Source organism: Pseudomonas sp. FBCC-B1565 (assembly GCF_059133265.1).
On record NZ_CP101438.1, the window covers coordinates 3,894,502 to 3,914,602 of the forward strand.

20 protein-coding genes and 2 pseudogenes are annotated in these 20,101 nt (G+C 58.2%); 14 read left to right on the top strand and 8 right to left on the bottom strand.

The window, feature by feature from the left end; all coding sequences use genetic code 11:
- Positions 1 to 108: 108 nt before the first annotated feature.
- From NL123_RS18185 to NL123_RS18215, 7 genes and pseudogenes are all read left to right on the top strand, one after another.
- Entirely contained in the window at positions 109 to 4,812 is a 4,704-nt protein-coding gene (locus tag NL123_RS18185; RefSeq protein WP_494355987.1) for an RHS repeat-associated core domain-containing protein, read from the top strand.
- The gene (locus NL123_RS18190) at positions 4,812 to 5,210 is read left to right on the top strand and encodes a hypothetical protein (RefSeq protein ID WP_494355988.1); all 399 of its coding nucleotides are present in this window, start codon (positions 4,812 to 4,814) and stop codon (positions 5,208 to 5,210) included. The genes NL123_RS18185 and NL123_RS18190 overlap by 1 nt, the downstream gene beginning before the upstream one ends.
- Before the next feature lie 250 nt (positions 5,211 to 5,460).
- A pseudogene (locus tag NL123_RS18195) lies at positions 5,461 to 6,156 on the top strand (RHS repeat domain-containing protein); the annotation flags it as partial.
- Positions 6,157 to 6,486: 330 nt separating this feature from the next.
- Positions 6,487 to 6,897, top strand: coding sequence for a hypothetical protein (locus tag NL123_RS18200; protein ID WP_494355989.1), 411 nt, complete (start codon positions 6,487 to 6,489; stop codon positions 6,895 to 6,897).
- 118 nt (positions 6,898 to 7,015) lie between these two features.
- Entirely contained in the window at positions 7,016 to 7,090 is a 75-nt protein-coding gene (locus tag NL123_RS18205) for a hypothetical protein (RefSeq protein ID WP_494358323.1), read from the top strand.
- Positions 7,091 to 7,336: 246 nt separating this feature from the next.
- A pseudogene (locus NL123_RS18210) lies at positions 7,337 to 7,770 on the top strand (RHS repeat-associated core domain-containing protein); the annotation flags it as partial.
- Positions 7,771 to 7,775: 5 nt separating this feature from the next.
- Positions 7,776 to 8,135 (top strand): hypothetical protein, encoded by a 360-nt coding sequence (locus NL123_RS18215; RefSeq protein WP_494355990.1) that lies wholly within the window; start codon positions 7,776 to 7,778, stop codon positions 8,133 to 8,135.
- Between the two features lie 319 nt (positions 8,136 to 8,454).
- Here NL123_RS18215 and NL123_RS18220 read toward each other — a convergent pair whose 3' ends face one another.
- Both NL123_RS18220 and NL123_RS18225 read right to left on the bottom strand, forming a co-directional pair.
- A complete protein-coding gene (locus NL123_RS18220; RefSeq protein WP_494355991.1) occupies positions 8,455 to 9,042 on the bottom strand; it encodes an NUDIX domain-containing protein in 588 nt (195 codons plus the stop codon).
- Between the two features lie 10 nt (positions 9,043 to 9,052).
- Positions 9,053 to 9,910, bottom strand: coding sequence for an SDR family NAD(P)-dependent oxidoreductase (locus tag NL123_RS18225; RefSeq protein WP_248482059.1), 858 nt, complete (start codon positions 9,908 to 9,910; stop codon positions 9,053 to 9,055).
- A gap of 162 nt (positions 9,911 to 10,072) precedes the next feature.
- On the opposite strand from NL123_RS18225, the gene NL123_RS18230 reads away from it, so the two are divergent.
- On the top strand, positions 10,073 to 10,999 hold the full coding sequence (locus NL123_RS18230; RefSeq protein WP_494355992.1) for an alpha/beta hydrolase: 927 nt from the start codon (positions 10,073 to 10,075) through the stop codon (positions 10,997 to 10,999).
- Positions 11,000 to 11,191: 192 nt separating this feature from the next.
- On the opposite strand, the gene NL123_RS18235 is transcribed toward NL123_RS18230, so the two are convergent.
- Positions 11,192 to 12,352, bottom strand: a complete 1,161-nt coding sequence (locus NL123_RS18235; RefSeq protein ID WP_248482063.1) for an alpha-hydroxy acid oxidase — start codon at positions 12,350 to 12,352, stop codon at positions 11,192 to 11,194.
- Positions 12,353 to 12,473: 121 nt separating this feature from the next.
- On the opposite strand from NL123_RS18235, the gene NL123_RS18240 reads away from it, so the two are divergent.
- Positions 12,474 to 13,259, top strand: a complete 786-nt coding sequence (locus NL123_RS18240; RefSeq protein ID WP_248482065.1) for a DeoR/GlpR family DNA-binding transcription regulator — start codon at positions 12,474 to 12,476, stop codon at positions 13,257 to 13,259.
- A gap of 6 nt (positions 13,260 to 13,265) precedes the next feature.
- On the opposite strand, the gene NL123_RS18245 is transcribed toward NL123_RS18240, so the two are convergent.
- Both NL123_RS18245 and NL123_RS18250 read right to left on the bottom strand, forming a co-directional pair.
- Positions 13,266 to 13,697 (bottom strand): DNA methylase, encoded by a 432-nt coding sequence (locus NL123_RS18245; protein WP_248482067.1) that lies wholly within the window; start codon positions 13,695 to 13,697, stop codon positions 13,266 to 13,268.
- A gap of 2 nt (positions 13,698 to 13,699) precedes the next feature.
- The gene (locus NL123_RS18250) at positions 13,700 to 13,912 is read right to left on the bottom strand and encodes a hypothetical protein (protein ID WP_058427286.1); all 213 of its coding nucleotides are present in this window, start codon (positions 13,910 to 13,912) and stop codon (positions 13,700 to 13,702) included.
- A gap of 193 nt (positions 13,913 to 14,105) precedes the next feature.
- Here NL123_RS18250 and NL123_RS18255 point away from each other — a divergent pair, with 193 nt between their 5' ends.
- Complete coding sequence (locus tag NL123_RS18255) at positions 14,106 to 14,666, top strand: type 1 glutamine amidotransferase domain-containing protein (RefSeq protein ID WP_248482069.1); 561 nt, start codon at positions 14,106 to 14,108, stop codon at positions 14,664 to 14,666.
- A 62-nt stretch (positions 14,667 to 14,728) separates the two neighbouring features.
- On the opposite strand, the gene NL123_RS18260 is transcribed toward NL123_RS18255, so the two are convergent.
- On the bottom strand, positions 14,729 to 14,935 hold the full coding sequence (locus NL123_RS18260) for a PLDc N-terminal domain-containing protein (RefSeq protein WP_058427284.1): 207 nt from the start codon (positions 14,933 to 14,935) through the stop codon (positions 14,729 to 14,731).
- A 53-nt stretch (positions 14,936 to 14,988) separates the two neighbouring features.
- Positions 14,989 to 15,201, bottom strand: coding sequence for a DUF3079 domain-containing protein (locus NL123_RS18265; protein WP_248482071.1), 213 nt, complete (start codon positions 15,199 to 15,201; stop codon positions 14,989 to 14,991).
- Between the two features lie 179 nt (positions 15,202 to 15,380).
- On the opposite strand from NL123_RS18265, the gene NL123_RS18270 reads away from it, so the two are divergent.
- From NL123_RS18270 to NL123_RS18285, 4 genes are read left to right on the top strand one after another with little or no spacing between them, the layout of a single operon-like run.
- The gene (locus tag NL123_RS18270; RefSeq protein WP_248482073.1) at positions 15,381 to 15,911 is read left to right on the top strand and encodes an iron transporter; all 531 of its coding nucleotides are present in this window, start codon (positions 15,381 to 15,383) and stop codon (positions 15,909 to 15,911) included.
- Positions 15,911 to 16,234: a cupredoxin domain-containing protein gene (locus NL123_RS18275; protein ID WP_494355993.1), complete on the top strand. Its 324-nt coding sequence runs from the start codon at positions 15,911 to 15,913 to the stop codon at positions 16,232 to 16,234. The genes NL123_RS18270 and NL123_RS18275 overlap by 1 nt, the downstream gene beginning before the upstream one ends.
- Before the next feature lie 9 nt (positions 16,235 to 16,243).
- Positions 16,244 to 17,083 carry an FTR1 family iron permease gene (locus NL123_RS18280; protein ID WP_494355994.1) on the top strand — a complete coding sequence of 280 codons (840 nt, stop codon included), beginning with the start codon at positions 16,244 to 16,246 and terminating at the stop codon, positions 17,081 to 17,083.
- Positions 17,080 to 18,426 carry a 4Fe-4S binding protein gene (locus NL123_RS18285; RefSeq protein ID WP_494355995.1) on the top strand — a complete coding sequence of 449 codons (1,347 nt, stop codon included), beginning with the start codon at positions 17,080 to 17,082 and terminating at the stop codon, positions 18,424 to 18,426. Before NL123_RS18280 ends, NL123_RS18285 begins: the two co-directional genes overlap by 4 nt.
- Positions 18,427 to 18,480: 54 nt before the next feature.
- Here NL123_RS18285 and NL123_RS18290 read toward each other — a convergent pair whose 3' ends face one another.
- Complete coding sequence (locus tag NL123_RS18290) at positions 18,481 to 20,100, bottom strand: methyl-accepting chemotaxis protein (protein WP_494355996.1); 1,620 nt, start codon at positions 20,098 to 20,100, stop codon at positions 18,481 to 18,483.
- Position 20,101 lies beyond the last annotated feature (1 nt).

Genomic DNA, 20,101 nt, shown 5'->3' on the forward strand with positions numbered 1-20,101 from the left:
TCTACTCCCCTGCCCTGCAAACGCCCGCAAAGTCCGTCGCCTGACTACACAGTGCGAGGGATTGCAGATGGCGTTATGGGTTTGGGCTCCGGTGGATGGGGCTGTTTCATGATCGAAGTGACCAGCCAAACCATTGGCTATTTGGTACTGGCCACCCTGGATTCAAAGACGCGAGACGTCGAATCCGTTATCAGCGACTTCAAGCGCTGCCTCAATCACTACGACGCCTGGGCTTCGAGCTTTTTCAGCTTTTCGGCGCTGGATATCGAACAGGTCTTCAAGGTGGGGGATGAAGTGGCGCTGGTCGCGCCGATCAACCGCTCCCTGTTTCCCAGCACCACCACCGCAACCTGCCGAGCAGACGGCACGCTGACACTGGTGCATATGTTCCAGAGTTCTCGATTCGTACCCATCGGCGATACGCCCGTGATGGTGCAGCGCATCGATCCGGACGGTGGCCCGCTCGGGGAGCCCCTCCATAAAACCATCGGACCCAGCGGCATTCTCGAAATCAAGGAATGTGATCGCAACCAGCAGTACCGGGTCAGTTTCTATCCCAACGTTTCCAAGGCGCACTTCAAGGCGCTGTACGCCTCTTATCAGTCGGTGATCGAACCGCTGGAAGGCTGGCTGCGCAGTGAATGGGCCACCACCTTCGCCGCCTTGTGGAAGGGTTATTCCGAAGCCAATTTCCTCAAGCGCTACCTCTCACTGCACCAAGCCTACGCACGCGGGTTTAGCGGGGCGTTGTATTCACTCTGGGACAACATCAAGCAGATGCTTCAGTGGTTTCTGGACCCACTGAAGCATGCCGAAAAGCTACTGCATTACCTGAGCCAGGAAGAATTCGAAAAGCTGTTGAAGCTCGGCACCGAAAGCATCGCAAAGGGCCTGCTGGTGCTGAGCGATGAGCCGTTGCTGTTCATTTACCTGTCGGCAATGGTCAGTTGGATGCGGATGTTGCCGCCGCCTTATATGAATGAGCTGCTGGGGGAAATCAGCGCTGAAGTATTGATCAATTTGCTGCTGTGCCTTGCCACGGCCGGGATGGGGATGGCGGTACGCATCAGTACGAAGGTGCTGGGCAGCATCAAGTCTCAACGTGTGCGCACATGGCTTGAGCACATGGCTGGGCAGTTCGGGAAATTCCGTGCGGATGATCACACGCAGGTGGCCAAGCCGATATTGCTCAGTAGCCAGGCGACGACGATCAAGACGATTCCGGATGCGCCGTTGAAGGCTGCGGATCAGGTGGTCTCCAACGCGGTACCGGTGGTGCGCAACAAGTCCCAGCGAACCGCGTTGGTGCGGCAGGAGACCGTGGATGATGTGCCGGTTTCTGCTCGCAACCCGAATGGGGATGCGGCGGCATCTTCGGACAAGACCGCCACCAACGGCTGCCCGGTGTCGATGGTCACCGGCGAGGAACTGCTGACCCTCACCGATGGGACGCTGGACGGGATCTTGCCGTTTGAGTGGACGCGGTTGTATCGCACCAGTGCCGTAGAAGTGGATTGTGGGCTGGGGTTTGGCTGGAGTCACGCGCTGGCGCATCGGCTGAGTGTTTCCGGGGATTCGGTGCTTTGGACCGATCATGAAAACCGCTCCACCACCCTGCCCTTGCCGTCTACTTCTCGCCCCGCAATCACCAACAGTCTTGCCGAAGCCGCAATCTATCTGGGTTCGTCGCCTGATGAACTGGTGCTGGCCCAGGCGTCACGTTTCTACCACTTCCGCGACGGTGTGCTGACAGCGATCAGCGACGCGTATGACAACCGGCTGCGCATTACCCGGGACTTTCTGGGGCGTGTTGAGCGGGTGGATAACGGTGTCGGGCGCTCGTTATGGTTGCGCTATGTGTCGGGCCGGATCGTGGCGGTGGATTACCAGATTCATCGCGTTGTGGATGACGGTCCGTTTGTGTGGGTGACGGAGCAGACGGTTGTTTCCTACGCCTATGACGGCTTGGGACGACTGGTTTCAGCGACCAACGCGGTCGGTGAAAGCGAGGTTTATCGCTACGACGAACAGCACGTCATCCTTGAGCGCGGTTTGGCCGGTGGGGCGAGTTTCTTCTGGGAGTGGCAACGGTCTGGCAAGGCGGCGCGGTGTGTCCGGCATTGGGCCAGTTTCTCGCAGATGGACACGCGTTATGCCTGGGATGACAACGGCCAGGTCACGGTGTTTAACGCCGATGGCAGCCAGGAAGTCTACGTACATGACCAGCGGGCGCGGCTGGTGCAGCGGGTTGATCCTGACGGGGCCGAGCATTTCAAATCCTACGATGACCAAGGCCGGCTGACCGTTGAGCAGGATCCGCTGGGGGCGATCACCGCGTATCAGTACGACGAAGCCGGGCGCTTGGTGGCGGTGTTTCCGGGGGACGATGAGCCGACGACCTACGAGCATGACAACGGGTTCGTACGGGTTGTGCGGCGTGGTAAAGCGGTTTGGAAGTATGAGCGCAATGACCAGGGCGATGTAACGCGCAAGATCGATCCAGACGGTCACGTTACCGATTACACCTACAACAAATATGGCCAACTGATTGGGGTTTGGTACCCGGATCACAGCTGTCAGCGGCTGGTATGGAACGAGCACGGGCAGTTGCTTGAGGAGCAGTTGCCCAATGGCGGGATCAAGCGTTATCGCTATGACGACCTTGGGCGACAGATTGCGCGTGAGGATGAGCATGGCGCGCTGACCCAGTATCAGTGGGACGACGTTGGGCGGTCAGTCCAGATCGTCTTTCCGAGCGGCGACACGCGTAAATATACCTACAACGCTTACGGAAAAATCACCGCCGAGCGCGATGAACTCGGGAACATCACCCGCTACGAATACGCCGACGGCCTGCACCTGATCAGCCGCCGCATCAATGCCGATGGCACTCAGGTCAAGTACCGCTACGACAATGCGCGGTTACTGCTGACTGAAATCGAAAACGAAGTTGGCGAGACCTACCGGCTCCAGTACCACAGCAACGGCCTGATCCAGCAGGAAACCGGGTTTGACGGCCAGCGCACCGCTTACGTTTACGACCTTAATGGCAACCTTTCGGAAAAGACCGAACACGGCGATGACGGCAGTCAGTTGGTTACCCGCTACCAGCGCGATTACGCCGGACGCCTCGTCAGAAAAACCCTGCCCGATGGCAATACCGTCGATTACACCTACGACCGCCAGGGCAATCTCTTAGGCGTAGAAGACGGCCACTGGTCACTGGCCTACGAGTACGACAGCCAAAACCGCCTCACCGCCGAACACCAAGGCTGGGGCACCCTGCGCTACGGCTACGACGCCTGCGGTCAGCTGCAAAACCTGCGCCTGCCGGACAACAACCGCCTCACCTTCAATCACGACAAAGGCGGCCACCTTGCCACCGTCGAACTGAACGGCGCCGTTCTCACCTCACACCTGTTCAAGGCCGGCCGCGAACAGCAACGCCAACAAGGCCAACTGTTCAGCCACTACCAACATGACCACCAGGGCCGCCTGTTCAACCAGAGCATCGTTGATGCCGAAGGCCCGCTATACCGCCGCCACTACGACTACGACAAATCCGGAAACCTCACCCGCCTGCTCGACACCCGCAAGGGCGAACACCGCTACCACTACGACCCACTCAACCGCCTCACCCGCGCCGACCACACCCAAGGCGAGCAAGAACGCTTCGGCCACGACCCCGCCAGCAACCTGCTCATGCACAACCGCCCCGGCCCCGACATCGTCGCCGGCAACCGCCTGATGATCCAGGGCGACCACCACTACGACTACGACGCCTTCGGCAACCTCATTCGCGAACGACGCGGCAAAGGCCACGCCCTCGTCACCGAATACCGCTACGACTGCCAGCACCGTCTGATCGGTATTAAAAAACCCAACGGCCAAACCGCCAGCTACCGCTACGACCCGTTTGGGCGGCGTATCAGCAAAACCGTCGCCGGCCTAACCACCGAATTCTTCTGGCAAGGCGACAAGCTCATCGCCGAACACCTCGCGGATCGGCACCGCAGCTATCTCTATGAACCGGACAGCTTCCGTCCGCTGGCGCTGCTGGAAGGCTTCGGCCCCAAGGAAACCAAGGCCTACCACTACCAACTCGACCACCTCGGCACCCCACAGGAACTCACTGCCCAAGACGGCGAAATCGTCTGGTCCGCGCATTACCGCGCCTACGGGGAAATCACCCGCCTCGACATCGGAAAAGTCGACAACCCGCTGCGTTTCCAGGGCCAGTATTTCGATCAGGAAAGCGGGCTGCACTACAACCGCCATCGCTACTACAATCCGGATGTGGGTCGTTACCTGACGCCGGATCCGGTGAAGCTGGCTGGCGGAATTAACACGTACCTGTACGTGCCTAATCCTACGGGGTGGGTTGATCCGTTAGGGTTAGCCTGCAAATCAACGAACTGCCCCCAACTGATCGACGCTCAAAAATGGGAATTGAAACCTGCTGTTGATCTGGACTGGCGTAATCAAAACGGTAGTGCCTATGAGCAAATGCATATTGGTTTAGATGAAGCTTTTCGCAGGACAGATATACCTAAGGATGAATACAGCGTCACGAAGTGGGGTAAAGACCAATATGGAAAATCTTTTCCAACCGAATGGAGGGTTGAAAATGGACCAAAAAAAGGAGCGGAAGTCAACATAGATGACCCTACACTTGTTTTTAGCAAGAAAGGTCCACAATCACCACATATTGGCTACCAAACTCCAGGCAAAAGAACCGGTGGAGGAGCAGTAAGAGGACATATATTGCTCAACCTGCTCCCAGTTAGCCGTTCAAAAATAGGGGAAAACTGATGAATTATCTAGAAGCAGAAATAGACGAAGTGCTCAGCACACTTAGTATTAAACATAAAAAACTTACAACAGAAGAGATTAGCTCATTAATCAAAGCATTAACTAGACGTTTTTTCACAACTGAAAAATCCACACTTGACCCTATGGACTTCAATGAGACAAATGCCGAGTACAACTCGAATTTCTGGAAAGAAATAACGAGACACATAAAGAAAACAGATCTAACACTAATCGTTTACGATACAAACTATAGAGCATGGCAAATAAATACCCCACAGGACATTGAACTTCTTATAGGTGAAACAACTGGCTATCCATTCTGGCTAACCGATCGCGCCCTAACATTTTTGATCCACTTGGACGACCATGACTGTGTAAGCTCAGCAGAAAAAGAATGACAAGTACTCAGCAACAGAAACACCGCCACCGACCGCTAAAACTTCGGACATTAGGCCCCCACTCGAGAAACACACACCCAAGCAAAATTAAATAAATTAATTTCCCGAAAAAGAAACACCTGAAATACTTATAGAATCAAACCCCACTTTTAGTTCTAGGTAAAAAGGGCAATTACTATACTGAAATCCTTGCAATGATATGAACTACTACCCCCCAATCCAGGCGAAGAAGGTTTTCAGGTAAATCGGCTACGGCTACGACGCCTGCGGCCAGCTGCAAAACCTGCGCCTGCCAGACAACAACCGCCTCATCTTCAATCACGACAAAGGCCACGCCCTCGTCACCGAATACCGCTACGACTGTCAGCATCGTCTGATCGGCATTAAAACGCCCAACGGCCAGACCGCCAGCTACCTCTACGACCCGTTTGGGCGGCGTATCAGCAAAACCGTTGATGGGATTACGACCGAGTTCTTCTGGCAAGGCGACAAACTCATCGCTGAACACCACGCGGATCGGCACCGCAGCTATCTCTACGAACCGGAAAGCTTCCGTCCGCTGGCGCTGCTGGAAGGTTTTGGTCCAAAGGAAACCAAGGCCTACCACTACCAACTCGACCACCTCGGCACCCCGCAGGAACTCACTGCCCAAGACCGCGAAATCGTCTGGTCGGCGCATTACCGTGCCTACGGAGAAATCAGCCGAGTCGACATCGGAAAAGTCGACAACCCGCTGCGTTTTCAGGGTCAGTATTTCGATCAGGAAAGCGGGCTGCATTACAACCGCCATCGCTACTACAATCCGGATGTTGGGCGTTACCTGACGCCTGATCCGGTGAAGCTGGCGGGTGGGATCAATGCGTACTTGTACACTACCAATCCTACGGGCTGGGTAGACCCAATAGGATTTGCCTGCGCGCGCGGTAATTGTCCGGGACAAAGAAGCAAATTAAAAAAACCACACGAGAAAGCGCCCCCTGAAATAGGAGATGTGGTTCACTCTGTCACTTATGAACAGGCTTTAAACAAAGCTCTAGTGTGGTTATTAGAAAATAATTTCCGGGCAGAAATACCAAAGCCAGGAAAATTTGGAAAAAGAAAAGGGGATCCCATAGGAATGCAAACATCCGATAGACAAACTGGCTATCGTGTTGAATACGACCAAAATAGTGGCGCACATATCAATGTATGGACCCATAAAAAAAAACGGCCCACATTTTACATTTGAAGGAGACGAAAAATTGGTGATCCAGCTAATTAAAAGGTTTGCAAAGAAATGAGCTATCTTGACGATGAAATCATTGACGACTTCAAAAAAATCAACATAAAAATCACCATCCTAACAAAAGTCAAACATGACCTCATGGTAGAAAACATCAGTCAAAACATCCCATTCTCCGTAACAAATATCGCATGGAACTTATTGAAAGATAGTATCTATCTGGGTGTAGCAACATCACAAACGTCAATGGATGCACTTGCAGAAAAAATCACACACACCACAAAAGCGGACATCATTATTATAGGCGACGCCACCGATGAGGCTTATTCAATAGGTATCAAGCAGCTCTCCCCAGCATTGAGAATATTTTCGACGATTCCGCAGCATACATACATAACTCAAGAAAGCTTAGATTGGATAGCAGGCATATCTTTTGAAGGCTATATATATTTTTGCAAACTCTAACCCCCCCAAAAACACAATCCGACATCAAGAAAAAACCGAGTAAAAATAAATGTTCCAAAACACATGCTAGAAAAAACTGAAATCCAAGGATTGCTGCGTTTACCTATCGAATCTATACATCGATTTTGATTGCGGGCCTGATGATAGGGTCGACGGTTTTGACCTCTGGCGGTTATATGTTTACACATGTTAGCTGCCGCAAAAATACAAAAAGTACACCGACAAAGAATACCTGGCGCATGAATTCGATGAATATTTGAAACTGGGCAAAGCCAAGAAAATCCCAAGCTCCATGTCCAGTCTGTACTTCATTCAGCAATGAACATGACTGCCCAGCCTGATGAGCAATCAGGCCCTCACCCCCACGCCACCAGCAACAACCCCAGCCCCAACACCAAACACAACGGCGAATAAAAATACGTATACCACCTCGAGAACCCCGCTGCGCTTCCAGGGCCAGTATTTCGATCAGGAAAGCGGGCTGCATTACAACCGCCATCGTTACTACAATCCGGATGTTGGGCGTTACCTGACGCCGGACCCGGTGAAGCTGGCGGGTGGGATCAATGCGTACTAGTGCGCGCCCAACCCGGAATTATTGAGCGCTACACATCGGGCCCAAACTCAGGGGAACCTAAATACCCACCCGCTGCAACACATTATCTCAGCCATAGAGATCAGTTAAACTCGATATACCGAGCCCAGCTTATTTTTAGACGAAACGGACACACTGCATCATTAGAACCAATGAATATGGGAAAAATTGTTGGCGAAGGATACTCAAGAGAAGGAATAGAATATAGCCAACAACGTAAAGCAAGGGTGATATTAAACAACCAAGGCCACCCAAAAACTGCATACACGGAGAAATGACTAAAATGAAAAATAAGCCTAGCATGTCAATAATCCGTGGACTACTGTTCCCTTACGACATTGAAAACACTGACGACTTAGAGCGAGAAGAACTAATTGCATCAAAAGACGTAAATAATGAAAAAGAACTTGCCGATCTTTTTGACGAGTTAACCAAACCAGAATTTCTCGATTATACGAGGAGTGAGCAGGAGTGGTTCATTGCCTCGATCACACATTTCTTAGCCATCAATGACAATTTTGATGCGATTTTCAAAAGCATGTCAACCTATTTCAGCGCACCCGTAATTAATCAGAGGAAGTTTATGCAGGTCTTATTGAGATGTTTAAAAAACTACTACGACTCGCCAAGATCGGAGAATTAAGAAAACAAGCGCATCTGGCTTCTGCCTGGGTAGGTATCGAAGAATTCTAATAAGCCAGCCTCGAAGACCAGTCAACCTGGTAACCCAAACACCGCCCTCCAAGGCAACACCTCCCCTCTGTGGCGAGCAGGCTTGCTCTGCGCTGGGCCGCGAAGCGGTCCCCCCGTCCAGGCGATGGGTGTTTTCAGGTATATCGGCATTGTCTGTTTTGGGGCTGCTGCGCAGCCCAACGCAGGGCAAGCCTGCTCACCACAACAAGCCTGCTCACCACAGGAAGGCTACGAACCACAACAAGCGGGATCACCCAAACAAAGGGAGTTCACCAACCCTCTTTAAGCATCCGCAACTCCAAATGCTGCAACAACATGATGGTCTTGCCATCCACAATCTCGCCGTTTTGCACCCTTGCCAAAGCCTCCTCAAAGCCCAGCTCCAGCACTTCGATATCTTCGCCCTCCTCTTCCAAGCCACCGCCAGTCCCAACCCGATCACCCGGCTGATATTCACCCATGAAAAAGTGAATCCGCTCGGTCACCGAGCCGGGGCTCATGAACGCTGCGTAGATTTTCTCGACATGGCCGACGCGATAGCCAGTCTCTTCCTCGGCCTCCAGGCGAATGCGTTCTTCGGGGCTGGCGTTATCCAGCAACCCGGCCGCCGCTTCGATGAGGTAGCCATGGTAATCGTTGACGAACGTCGGCATGCGAAACTGGCGAATCAGCAACACCGTACGCTGCACGCGGTTGTACAGCAGGATGGTCGCGCCATTGCCCCGGTCGTACACCTCGCGGGTTTGGGCTTGCCAGCTGCCGTCGCGGCGGCGCAGGTCGAAGCTGTATTTTTTCAGCAGGTACCAGTTTTTCGAAAGGGTCTCTTCAGCGGTGATGCGCACGGGGCTATCAGCCATGGTCGTTTTCTCAAGAAAGGGAATGTGTCTGTTTGATGCGATCCCAGGCAGCGGCGACTTCTTCTGCGCTGCTGGCCTTGATCCGCGCCAGATTACGCGGATATTCAACCCCGGGGTTTTCCGTAAACCGCGTGGCGGTGAATTGGCCGTTGCTCGCGCGCAGGATGTAACCGGTGTCTTCACACTGCGCCGACGCCAGGTACACCACCCCTGGCGTCACCCACTCCGGCTTGAGTTCATCCGGCTCGTGAGTCACGCCCCACATGCGCGTCTTCGCCACCGGCGAGATTGCATTGACTTTGACGCCCGCCTCCAGCCCCTCATGGCTCAACGCATTCATGATCCCCAGTTGGGCCATCTTGCCGGCGCTGTAGGCCACCAGGCCGGTTTGCTCGTACTGCGCGTACATGGCGCGGTCGGAGGTGGTGAGGATGATGCGCGGCGCGGGTGAACGCAGCAGGTGCGGCCAGGCGTGCTTGCACAGCCACAGCGGGGCGTAGAGGTTGATGTCCATGGCACGCTGCAGGAACGTGGCGTCGAGGTCGGTGATGTTCTGGTAACCCACCCAGCCGGCATTGTGAATCAGGATATCGAGTTGGCCAAAGACCTCGAGGGTGTACGCAACCAACTGCCGGCAGCCCTCGTTCGTGGACAAGTCGCCGCCGTGACCGATCACGTGCAAGCCTTCGGCCTGCAACGCCTTTGCCGCCGCCTGGACGACCGTTGCATCGCTGCCTGCGCCCGCGCTGTCGGCGCCGATATCGCTGATCACCACCCGTGCACCGCCCTGGGCCAGGGCCCGTGCGTAACAGAGCCCCAACCCGCGTGCGCCGCCGGTGACGATTGCAGTCTTGCCTGTGAAATCCATGTGCTTGCTCTCCTGTTCGGCGGCCCACCCTAACAATCTCTGCACGTATTGTTCAATGCAGTAACACTTTGTAAGAAACACCCATGGGCGGCTGTCGAATTAATACCTGCCTGGGCAAGCCATCTGGTAAAACCCCTGCTTGACCTTTTACCTGGAACCTTCATGTCCTCACGTTTTCTCTCGCGCCTGAGCCTGCGCTGGTTTCCCCTGGTGTGCATGGCGCTGTTGATCGTCGGCCTGCCGGTGGGCTGTGCCGTGCTGCAACACAAGGAACGCGAACTGGTGTTTCGCATCGAGCCGGGCACTGCCAGCTGGTACAGCGGCTTGCCCAAGGCGGTGCAGGAATTCGAACTCAAGCCGGCCAGCTTCAAATCGGGGCAGAACATCCATGGCTGGTGGTACCCGGCGGACAAGAAAGATGCTCCCGCGATCCTCTACCTGCACGGCGTGCGCTGGAACCTCACCGGGCAGCTGTTTCGCATCGAGCAACTGCACGCCCTGGGTTATTCGGTGCTGGCCATCGACTATCGCGGTTTCGGCCAGAGCCACGGCGAGCTGCCGTCGGAAACCACCGTGTACGAAGACGCACGCATCGCCTGGGAACGCTTCCAGGTGCTGCAACCCGACCCACAGAAACGCCTGATCTACGGGCACTCGCTGGGGGGCGCGGTGGCCATCGACCTGGCTGCCGAATTGGGCAAACAGACACCGTTGCCGGTGCGTGGGCTGGTGATCGAATCCACCTTTACGTCGCTGGCGGATGTAGCCACCGCCGTGGCGAACACCTCACTGCCGGTGCGTTGGTTGCTGTCGCAGAAGTTCGATTCCATCGACAAGATCGCCGACATCCATATGCCGCTGCTGGTGGTGCATGGCCTTGACGACCGCTATGTACCACCGCGTTTCAGCCAGCAGTTGTTTGAAGCCGCCCGGGAGCCCAAACGGCTGTTACTGGTGCCCGGTGCCAGCCACAACAACAGCATGAGCCTGGCCGGTCGCAGCTACGGCCAGGCGCTGGACAAACTGATGCAAGCGAAGATGCCGGCGCAGGTTGTCACGCACTCCACAGGCCGCAACGGCGACTCGTAAAAACGTTTTTCGGCACTGGGTTCGCGCTTGCCTGTCAAGCGCAAACCCAGCCCATGCTGGGCCGAATCCGAAGTTGATCAAATATTGATCTTGGCTTAAATCGCCAACCCTGCCGGGGCTTCGCAAAGTTATCCACAGAGATACCCACGGTTTTCGTGGACAACTCTTTTTATTTTTTTACGTTTTTTTTGCTCAGAAAAGGTTTTCCGGGAATGTCCCCGGCAACAAAATCTCGCGATTCACATCGCGTATATCGTTATACCCACACAGCGCCATCGTCACGTCCAACTCACGGGCAATGATCTCGAGCGCCTTGGTCACACCCGCCTCGCCCATCGCCCCCAGCCCATACAAATGCGGCCGGCCGATCATCGTACCTTTGGCACCCAACGCCACTGCCTTGAGCACGTCCTGGCCGGAGCGAATGCCGCCGTCGAGCCACACCTCGATACGCTCCCCCACCGCCTCCACAATCGCCGGCAACTGGCTGATGCTCGACGGGGCGCCATCCAATTGCCGTCCTCCGTGATTGCTCACCACCAACGCATCGGCGCCGGCATTCGCGGCCAGGCGTGCATCCTCCACATCGAGGATGCCCTTGATGATCAGCTTGCCACCCCAGCACTTCTTGATCCACTCCACATCATCCCAACTCAGACGCGGGTCGAATTGCTGGGCGGTCCAGGACGACAGCGAACTCATGTCGGCCACGCCTTTTACATGCCCGACGATATTGCCGAAGCCGCGCCGTTTAGTGCCCAGCATGCCCATCACCCAACGCGGTTTGGTGGCCATGTTGAGAATATTCGGCAACGTCAGTTTGGGCGGCGCTGACAGGCCGTTGATCAAGTCCTTGTGGCGTTGCCCGAGGATCTGCAGGTCGAGGGTAAGCACTAATGCATCCACGCCGGCGGCCTTGGCGCGCTCGATCAATTGCTCGATAAAGGCGCGGTCGCGCATCACGTACAGCTGGAACCAGAACGGCTGGCCGACGTGCTCGGCGATGTCTTCCAGCGAACAAATGCTCATGGTCGACAAGGTATAGCGCAGGCCAAAGGCTGCGGCGGCGCGAGCGGTGAGAATCTCGCCATCGGCATGCTGCATGCCGGCCAAACCGGTCGGTGCCAGCGCGACGGGCATGGCCATGTCCTGGCCGATCATGCTGGCGCGGATCGAGCGCTCGTCGATATTGCGCGCCACCCGCTGGCGGAACTTGATGCGGGCAAAGTCGCTTTCATTGGCGCGGTAGGTGCTCTCAGTCCAGGAGCCGGAATCGGCGTAGTCGTAGAACATGCGGGGCACACGTTTTTGCGCGAGCTTGCGTAAATCTTCGATGGTTGTGATCAACGACATCTAGGTCACCTCTCCCTGGACTGAACGCTGAGAGTAACCGCCCATCGCGCGCACAACCAGCCATTGCGTTTATAGCCCAGGGCAATTAATCTCGCACAAACCCGCAAAAAGACGCAAAACCATGCACAACACGCATCAAGCCATCGACCTGCCTTCCTTGCGCAAACAGAAGATTTTGTTGCTGCTGGAGCGCGACGGCAAAGTCACCGCCTCGGAGTTGGTGGAGCACTTCGCCGTGTCCCAGGACACCATTCGCCGCGACCTCGGCGAACTCGCCGCCGCCGGCCTGCTGCAACGCGTGCACGGCGGTGCCTTGCCCCGGCCCAAGGACACCGGCAAGGACTTCTTCACCCGTGTCGGCGAGACCAACGACGCCAAGCGCCACCTTGCCCGCCTGGCCGCCGAACGGGTCGAGGACGGCCAGATCGTGCTGTTCGATTCCGGCTCCACCACCCTGCAGATCGCCCAGTCATTGCCGCACTCGATCCGCCTCACGGTAGTCACCACATCGCCCATGATCGCCATCGCTCTGGCCGACCATCCCGACGTTAAAGTGATCCTTACCGGCGGCCAACTCAACCCGGCCACGCTGTCCACCAGCGGCCATGAAACCGTGCGGCTGATCCAGAGCGTCAAGGCCGACCTGCTGTTTACCGGCGTGTGCGCGCTGCATCCGCAAGTCGGCATCAGTTCGCTGCATTTTGATGAAGTGGCGGTCAAGCAAGCCCTGCTCGACAGTGCGTCCCACGTGGTGGCGGTGACCATGGCCGACAAGCTCGGCGCCGTGGAGCCGTTTGTGGTGGCGCCGTGCAGTCGTATTCACACGCTGATCACCGAATGGCACGTGCCGAGTGTGGAGGCGTATGAACAGCTAGGGTTGGAAGTGCTGCGGGTAGAGCTCGAGTAGGCACAGTCAGAACAGCACCTCTGCCGCATCGCGCATGAAAATCTCGATGGTCTTGGGGCCTACACCGTCGAATTCCCCAAGGCGTTTTTCGAAGGCCTCACGGCTTTCGCTGACACTGCGCATATGGGTGATCTTGCCGGCGTATTCGGCGTTCAACCTGGCGCTGAGGTCGAGCAAGCGTTGCGCGGTGGTTTCGTCATAGCGCACGTAATGTGCGCGTCCAAGCATGGCCACCAATTCACGCGATGTGCAGTGCTGCAGCTTGCGCGCAGTGTCACGGCCTGCCTCCTCGACAATCACTTTATAGGCCTGCGCGGCAATCGGCGCCTGGATACGCTTGCCCATCAGGAAGCTGGCGATAAACCACTTGAACAGAGCGTGGTCATCGCCGGGCTTGAGGTCGATGCCCAACTCCGTCGCGCTGATGGCACGGGCCATGCTCAGTGGCCCAGCTTGCGCTCGGCCTTGGCGGCCTGTTCGTTGATGGCATCGGTCTGCCGTTCGATGTCCTTTATCGAGGTGGGCGTCACCACTTTATCGATGGTTTCGGTCTTGGGATTCGGGCGGTCCAGGGTTTGGCCCTTGACGGGTTTTTCCGTGCCGCTCTGGGCTTCTTCAGAGCTGATGGGTGCAGGGGTTTTATCGGCAGTCATGGTGTATCTCCAGTCAATTGAAAGCCCGTGAAAATGGCGGGCGCTTAAGCAGCAGAGGCTTGCCGGTGTGGATAGTTCAAGGAAATTGCCCGCGCCAACCGTCCGAGAAATAAGCGCAAATTAATTTAAACCTTTGCCGTGCGAGCCGGATCAACTCTCCCAGATCCCATTCCCCATCAGGAGACGCTCGATCATGAGTTCACACCTAAACGGCAGAAAGATTCTGGTCATCACCTCCAATACCGGCATTGAGCGCGATGAACTGCTCAAGCCGTTGGAAGCACTGCGCGGTTATGGCGCGACGGTGACCCACGCCTCCAGCAAGGGCGGCACCACACAGACTTTTGTCGGCGACACCGAGAAAGACCAGACGGTGGAATCCGACGCAAAACTGTCCGAGCTCAGCGCTGCTGATTTCGATGCACTGGTCATTCCCGGTGGCACCGTCAATGCGGACACGTTGCGCCAGGATGCGGCCGCGTTGAAGCTGATCAACGCGTTCGTGCAGGCCGGTAAAACCGTGGCCGCGATCTGTCACGGGCCATGGGCGCTGATTGATGCAGGCGTAATCAAGGGCAAGACCCTGACCTCCTACAAGAGCGTGCGCATCGACCTGGAAAACGCCGGTGCCGCCGGCTGGGTCGATGCCGACGTCAAGGAGTGCAAGGCCAACGGCTGGACACTGATTACCTCGCGTACACCGGACGATCTGCCGGCGTTCAATGAGGCGATTGCCAAGGCTTTGGCAGGCTGACACCCGAGGGCTGAACGAAAACAGGCGCCTCGAAGGCGCCTGTTTTTTTATGGGCTGATGCCTCAGCTTTTACGATGCTCCGGCATTTCCCGTTTCGGCCCGAACATCGCCCAGGCGATCAGCCCGAACAGCGGTACAAAAATCAGCACCACCAGCCACAATCCTTTCGACTCCCAGCCCCCCGTGCTGCGCAAGACGATATTGATCGCCCACAACTCCAGCAATAGCAGAATCACTGCCAGACCAATCCAGATATATTGAATTTCCATGCTTCACCTCCTAGGTCATATGCCTTAGGTCAAGCAGGGGCCGCGAGGGTTCATTAAAATTTTCGCGATGGCTCATCCGCAACGGGTGGCTCGGGTGTAAGCCCCCAGTCGCCGTGTTCATACCAGTCATCACCGAGCATCTCGGCCGGGTGCATGGTGCGGTCGGCACCATTGCCGCAGGCGAGGTCGGAGGCGCCGCAATAGCGGTCACACCCCCAGCAGATGCGTTCAGGGTGTTTGGGATGCAGCGGAAATGGCTTGGCCATGAAGCAGTTTCCTACCGGCGAACTGTGGGTCAAGCCTAACGCCACGATCCCGACCCAGCCTTGACCCGGATCAAGCCGGGCAATCATGAAATATCCTGCAAACTTGACAAGAATCATTATTATTCACGCCAGACCTTCCTAGACTCGGGCTCTCTCCCCTCACCCGTCAGGAAGCCCTCATGCGTACCTCATCCCTGCTGCCCATCCTCCTGTTGATGACCACCTGCGCAGCGTCCGCGAAAGAGTATCCAATCGGCGAACCGCAACACTGCCCGGGGCTGGAAATCGGCGCGGTGTACCTGCAGCCGATCGAGATGGCCCCCGCCGGCATGATGCGCGCCACCGCCGATTCCGACGTGCACCTGGAAGCCGACGTACGCGCCACGGCAGACAACGCGCAGGGTTTTCAGGAAGGCAGTTTCGTGCCTTACCTGAACCTGTCCTTCTCGCTGAAAAAACAAGGCGACACGCCGCCCATCAACGGTGACTTCCACGCCATGGTCGCCAATGACGGCCCGCACTATGGCGACAACGTCAAGCTGCAAGGGCCGGGAAAATACAGCCTCACCTTCACCGTTACCCCGCCTTTCGGCCACCATTCCCTGGGCCGTCATACCGACAAGGAAACCGGGGTCGCGCCTTGGTTCGAACGCTGTGAAGTGCACTACGAATTCGTCTACGCCGGCATCGGCAAGAAAGGTGGTTATTGATGCGCCGCGCCCTGCTGCTCGGCGGGTGTGTGCTGAACGGCGCAGCCTTGGCGGCACCGTTACCCACCTATGAACTGAACCTGCAAGACGGCCACTTCACCCCACCCCAATTGGCGGTCAAGGCCGGCGAACGTTTCAAGATCGTGCTCAAGAACCTCGGCCAAGGCCCAGCCGAATTCGAAAGCACGCCGTTGCGGGTGGAGAAAGTCTTGTCCCCTGGGGTGACCACCTTTGTGGTGATCCACCCCCTCAAGCCAGGCACCTATCCGTTCTTCGACGAATTCAACCCCCAACTGCCCGAAGGCAGCATCCGTGCCGAATAGGAGCCGTTGATGAACACATCGATGTTTATTGTGTGGCGCGAAAGCGTCGAGGCGCTGCTGGTGATTGGCATTCTGCTGGCCTGGATCAGCTGCCAGGCCGGTCGCTCACGCCTGGCCCGTTACCTCTGGGCCGGCGTGCTGCTGGGCCTGCTCGGCTCCGCCGGGTTGGCGGGGTTGATGCTGTGGGCCGGCGAAACCATGACCGGCCCCGCGGGTGAATGGCTACAAGCGGCGCTGACCCTGGTCGCCAGCGCCCTGATGGTGCAGATGGTGTTCTGGATGCATCGCCATGCGCCCACCCTCAGACACCGGCTGGTCAGTGAAGCCGACCAGCGCTTGGCCCGGCACGGCGGCTGGGGTGTGTTGCTGCTGGCCCTGCTGGCGGTAAGCCGCGAAGGCAGTGAGACCGTGGTGTTCCTGTATGGCGCCGGTGCCCGTCTGCACGACGAAGCCCTGGGCCTGTTTGCCGTCGGTGGCGTGCTGGGGCTGGTGCTGGCCGGGCTGACCGTGGTGCTGTTGCGCAGCAGCCGACGCTTTATTTCCTGGGCACGTTTTTTCGCCCTCAGCGAAGCCTTGCTGTTGCTGCTGGGCGGCGCGTTATTGGTCGCTGCGGTGGACCGCATCAGTGGGCAGCTGCTGGCGATGGACATGCCCGACTGGGTCTACTCGGCCTTCGGTGACAGCCGCTGGGACAGCAGCCTGCTGCTGAACGACAGCTACGGCCTGGGCGCGTTGCTGGCAGACTTCGCCGGCTACCGTGCCGCGCCCAGCCTGATCACCGTGCTGGTGTTGCTCGGCTATTGGCTGCTGGTGGGCAACGGCCTGCGCCGGTCACGGCAAGCCGCATGAGCTGGCTACAGCAACTGGGCGATGGCATGCGCCGCCATGGGCGGCTGATCCGAAGCGTGCAATGGGCGGTGGTGCTGGTGTACGCCGTGCTGCTGGTGTTGCCGACGCTGTCGCCCCTGCCGGACAGCCAGGCGCGCCTGCTCGACAACCTCACGCTGCTTGCGCAATTCATCTTCTGGGGCCTCTGGTGGCCGTTCGTGTTGCTGTCGATGATGCTGTTCGGGCGCCTGTGGTGCGGAGTGCTCTGCCCGGAAGGTGCCTTGAGCGAATGGGCCAGCCAGCACGGGCGCGGCCTGGGCATTCCGCGCTGGCTGCGCTGGGGCGGCTGGCCGACCCTGGGCTTTTGCTTGACCACGCTCTACGGCCAGTTGATCAGCGTGTACGACTACGCCCAGGCTGCATTGCTGATCCTCGGTGGTTCGACCCTCGCGGCGGTCGTGGTCGGCCTGCTGTTCGTACGCGGCAAGCGCGTCTGGTGCCGCTACCTGTGCCCGGTCAGCGGCGTCTTCGCCCTGCTCGCCCGCCTGGCGCCGGTGCACTTCGCCGTCGATGAACAACGCTGGAAGGCCAACGCCGCGCCACGCCTGCCGTTGCCCAACTGCGCGCCGCTGCTGGACATCCGTCGCCTGCAAGGCGCCAGCGAATGCCACGCCTGCGGCCGCTGCAGTGGGCAACGCGGTGCGGTGCAATTGATCGCCCGCTCATGCAACCAGGAGATTCTCCAGGCACCCCTGCACCACGGCTCGGCCTGGGACATACGCCTGCTACTGTTCGGCGTGATCGGCCTGGCCATAGGCGCGTTTCAGTGGACGGTAAGCCCCTGGTTCATCGCCCTGAAGCAACACCTGGCCGAGTGGCTGGTGAGCCACGACTGGCTATGGCCGCTGCACGACAACGCCCCCTGGTGGTTGCTCACCCACTACCCGCAAGTCAATGACAGTTTCAGTTGGCTGGATGGGGTGTGCATCGTGCTGTATCTGGCCGGCAGCTCGCTGGTGGTGGGCGGCGGATGCTGGCTGTGGTTGCAACTGGCTGCGCGCTCGGCGGGCGATCGCGCACTGTTTCGGCCCCTGGCGCTGACGTTGACGCCCCTGGGTGGTGCGGGGTTGTTCCTGGGGTTGTCGGCGACCACGGTGAAGCTGTTGCGCTACGAAGGCTTGGTATTGGCGTGGGTGCAACCGCTGCGAGCGGGGATCTTGATGGCGGCGATCGGCTGGTGCCTGTGGTTGGCGTGGCAACGACTCGAGGGACTGCCTCGCGGACGGGCGTGGCTGTGCATGCTGATGAGTACCGGGTTGATCGGCTATGGCTGGTGGCTGCAGTTCTGGGGCTGGGCCAACTGAAGCATTGAGACTGTGGGAGGGGGCAAGCCCCCTCCCACATTTGCCAACTTCTCGCTAGACCTTGAAGCGCGCCACGGTCTGGTGCAGCGCCCCCGCCATCCCCGCCAGGTCATGCCCCGCCGTCTCCGTATGCAAGGCCCCCTGCAACACCTGCTGCGACAGTGTGCGGATGCCCACCAGGTTACGATCCACCTCCCGCGCCACCAGCGCCTGCTCTTCGGTGGCGCTGGCGATCATCATGTTGCGCTCGTTGATCTGCGAAATGGACCGGGTGATTTCATCCAGCGCCTCCCCCGAACGCTGCGCCACGCCGAGGGTCGCCTGCACCCGCTCACTGCTGTTGTGCATGGCCGCCACCGCGTGTTCGGTGTCCTGGCGGATATTGCCGATCATCTGCTCGATCTCCTGGGTCGAGGCCTGGGTGCGATGGGCCAGCGCGCGCACCTCATCGGCCACCACCGCGAACCCGCGCCCGGCATCGCCGGCCCGGGCCGCTTCGATGGCGGCGTTGAGGGCCAGCAGGTTGGTCTGGTCGGCGATGCTGCGGATCACTTCGAGCACGCTGCTGATATCCTGCACACGGCCCGCCAGTTGCTGGATGCGCTCCGAGGTTTCCACCACGCCGGTGGCCAGGGTGTTGATCGACGCCACGGTCTCCTGCACCTGGGCGCGACCGCGCTGGGCAGTCTGTTCCGACAGGCGCGAAGCCTCGCTGGTACTCACCGCATTGCGCGCCACCTCGTCCACGGCGGCGGTCATCTCATTCACGGCGGTGGCCGCCTGCTCGATCTCCTGGCCCTGGGACTGCAAGCTGCTGCTGGTCTGGCTGCTGACCGCGCTCAACTCTTCGGAGGAACTGGCCACGCCGTCCACCGACGCGGCAATCTGCCGGACCATCTGGTTAAGGTTCTGCTGCATCTGGTGCAGGTTACGCATCACACTGCCTTCGGCGCTGTTGCCCAGCGGCACTTCGATGGTCAGGTCGCCTTGGGCGATATGGCTGAGTACGCGCGCCGCCTCATCCGGCTCCCCGCCCAGCGGGCGGATCACGCTGCGGGTGACGATGACGGCGGCGGTCACCACCAGCGCCACACACAACAGCAGCAGCCCCAGCATGGTACGCCGGGCGTCGTCGTACAGCACCTGCGCCGCCTGCTCACGCTCGGCGAACACGCGCCCCTGCATGGCCATCAGCGCATCCAGGCTCTTGAACACCGCAAGCTCAGCCGGCATCACCTGTTGCTTGAGCTGGGCCAGTCCCTGTTCACGGGCGCCCTGTTTGATCAGCGCCTGCACCTGGGTGAAGGCCGCCACATAGGTTTCACGATGGGCCTTGAGGGTCGCATAGGCGGCCTGGCCTTCGGCAGTATCGAGCAACGGTTCGAGGGTTGCGAACGCCTCGGTGATGCGTTGCCGGGTGCTGCCGATCGAAGCTTGAGCGGCCTGATTATCTGCGTCGATCAGCAGGTCGCGGGTGTTGCGGCCGTTATCGCGCACGCCGGTGGCGATCACCATGATCGGCGCGATTTTCGGCCAGTCCTGCTGCACGATCTGTGCGGACTGTTGCTTGAGGGTCGCCAGGTCGTGCAAGGCGTAGAACACCAAGCCGACCAGGGCCAGCGGCGCAATCGCGAAACCGATGACAATGCGTTGTGCCGTGGTTAACTGCTTCATT

Bases quoted from the DNA above. Each gene is read 5' to 3' on its own strand.
- NL123_RS18185 (WP_494355987.1), top strand. From the start codon at position 109: ATGATCGAAGTGACCAGCCAAACCATTGGCTATTTGGTACTGGCCACC.
- NL123_RS18190 (WP_494355988.1), top strand. From the start codon at position 4,812: ATGAATTATCTAGAAGCAGAAATAGACGAAGTGCTCAGCACACTTAGT.
- NL123_RS18200 (WP_494355989.1), top strand. From the start codon at position 6,487: ATGAGCTATCTTGACGATGAAATCATTGACGACTTCAAAAAAATCAAC.
- NL123_RS18215 (WP_494355990.1), top strand. From the start codon at position 7,776: ATGAAAAATAAGCCTAGCATGTCAATAATCCGTGGACTACTGTTCCCT.
- NL123_RS18220 (WP_494355991.1), bottom strand. From the start codon at position 9,042: ATGGCTGATAGCCCCGTGCGCATCACCGCTGAAGAGACCCTTTCGAAA.
- NL123_RS18225 (WP_248482059.1), bottom strand. From the start codon at position 9,910: ATGGATTTCACAGGCAAGACTGCAATCGTCACCGGCGGCGCACGCGGG.
- NL123_RS18230 (WP_494355992.1), top strand. From the start codon at position 10,073: ATGTCCTCACGTTTTCTCTCGCGCCTGAGCCTGCGCTGGTTTCCCCTG.
- NL123_RS18235 (WP_248482063.1), bottom strand. From the start codon at position 12,352: ATGTCGTTGATCACAACCATCGAAGATTTACGCAAGCTCGCGCAAAAA.
- NL123_RS18240 (WP_248482065.1), top strand. From the start codon at position 12,474: ATGCACAACACGCATCAAGCCATCGACCTGCCTTCCTTGCGCAAACAG.
- NL123_RS18245 (WP_248482067.1), bottom strand. From the start codon at position 13,697: ATGGCCCGTGCCATCAGCGCGACGGAGTTGGGCATCGACCTCAAGCCC.
- NL123_RS18250 (WP_058427286.1), bottom strand. From the start codon at position 13,912: ATGACTGCCGATAAAACCCCTGCACCCATCAGCTCTGAAGAAGCCCAG.
- NL123_RS18255 (WP_248482069.1), top strand. From the start codon at position 14,106: ATGAGTTCACACCTAAACGGCAGAAAGATTCTGGTCATCACCTCCAAT.
- NL123_RS18260 (WP_058427284.1), bottom strand. From the start codon at position 14,935: ATGGAAATTCAATATATCTGGATTGGTCTGGCAGTGATTCTGCTATTG.
- NL123_RS18265 (WP_248482071.1), bottom strand. From the start codon at position 15,201: ATGGCCAAGCCATTTCCGCTGCATCCCAAACACCCTGAACGCATCTGC.
- NL123_RS18270 (WP_248482073.1), top strand. From the start codon at position 15,381: ATGCGTACCTCATCCCTGCTGCCCATCCTCCTGTTGATGACCACCTGC.
- NL123_RS18275 (WP_494355993.1), top strand. From the start codon at position 15,911: ATGCGCCGCGCCCTGCTGCTCGGCGGGTGTGTGCTGAACGGCGCAGCC.
- NL123_RS18280 (WP_494355994.1), top strand. From the start codon at position 16,244: ATGAACACATCGATGTTTATTGTGTGGCGCGAAAGCGTCGAGGCGCTG.
- NL123_RS18285 (WP_494355995.1), top strand. From the start codon at position 17,080: ATGAGCTGGCTACAGCAACTGGGCGATGGCATGCGCCGCCATGGGCGG.
- NL123_RS18290 (WP_494355996.1), bottom strand. From the start codon at position 20,100: ATGAAGCAGTTAACCACGGCACAACGCATTGTCATCGGTTTCGCGATT.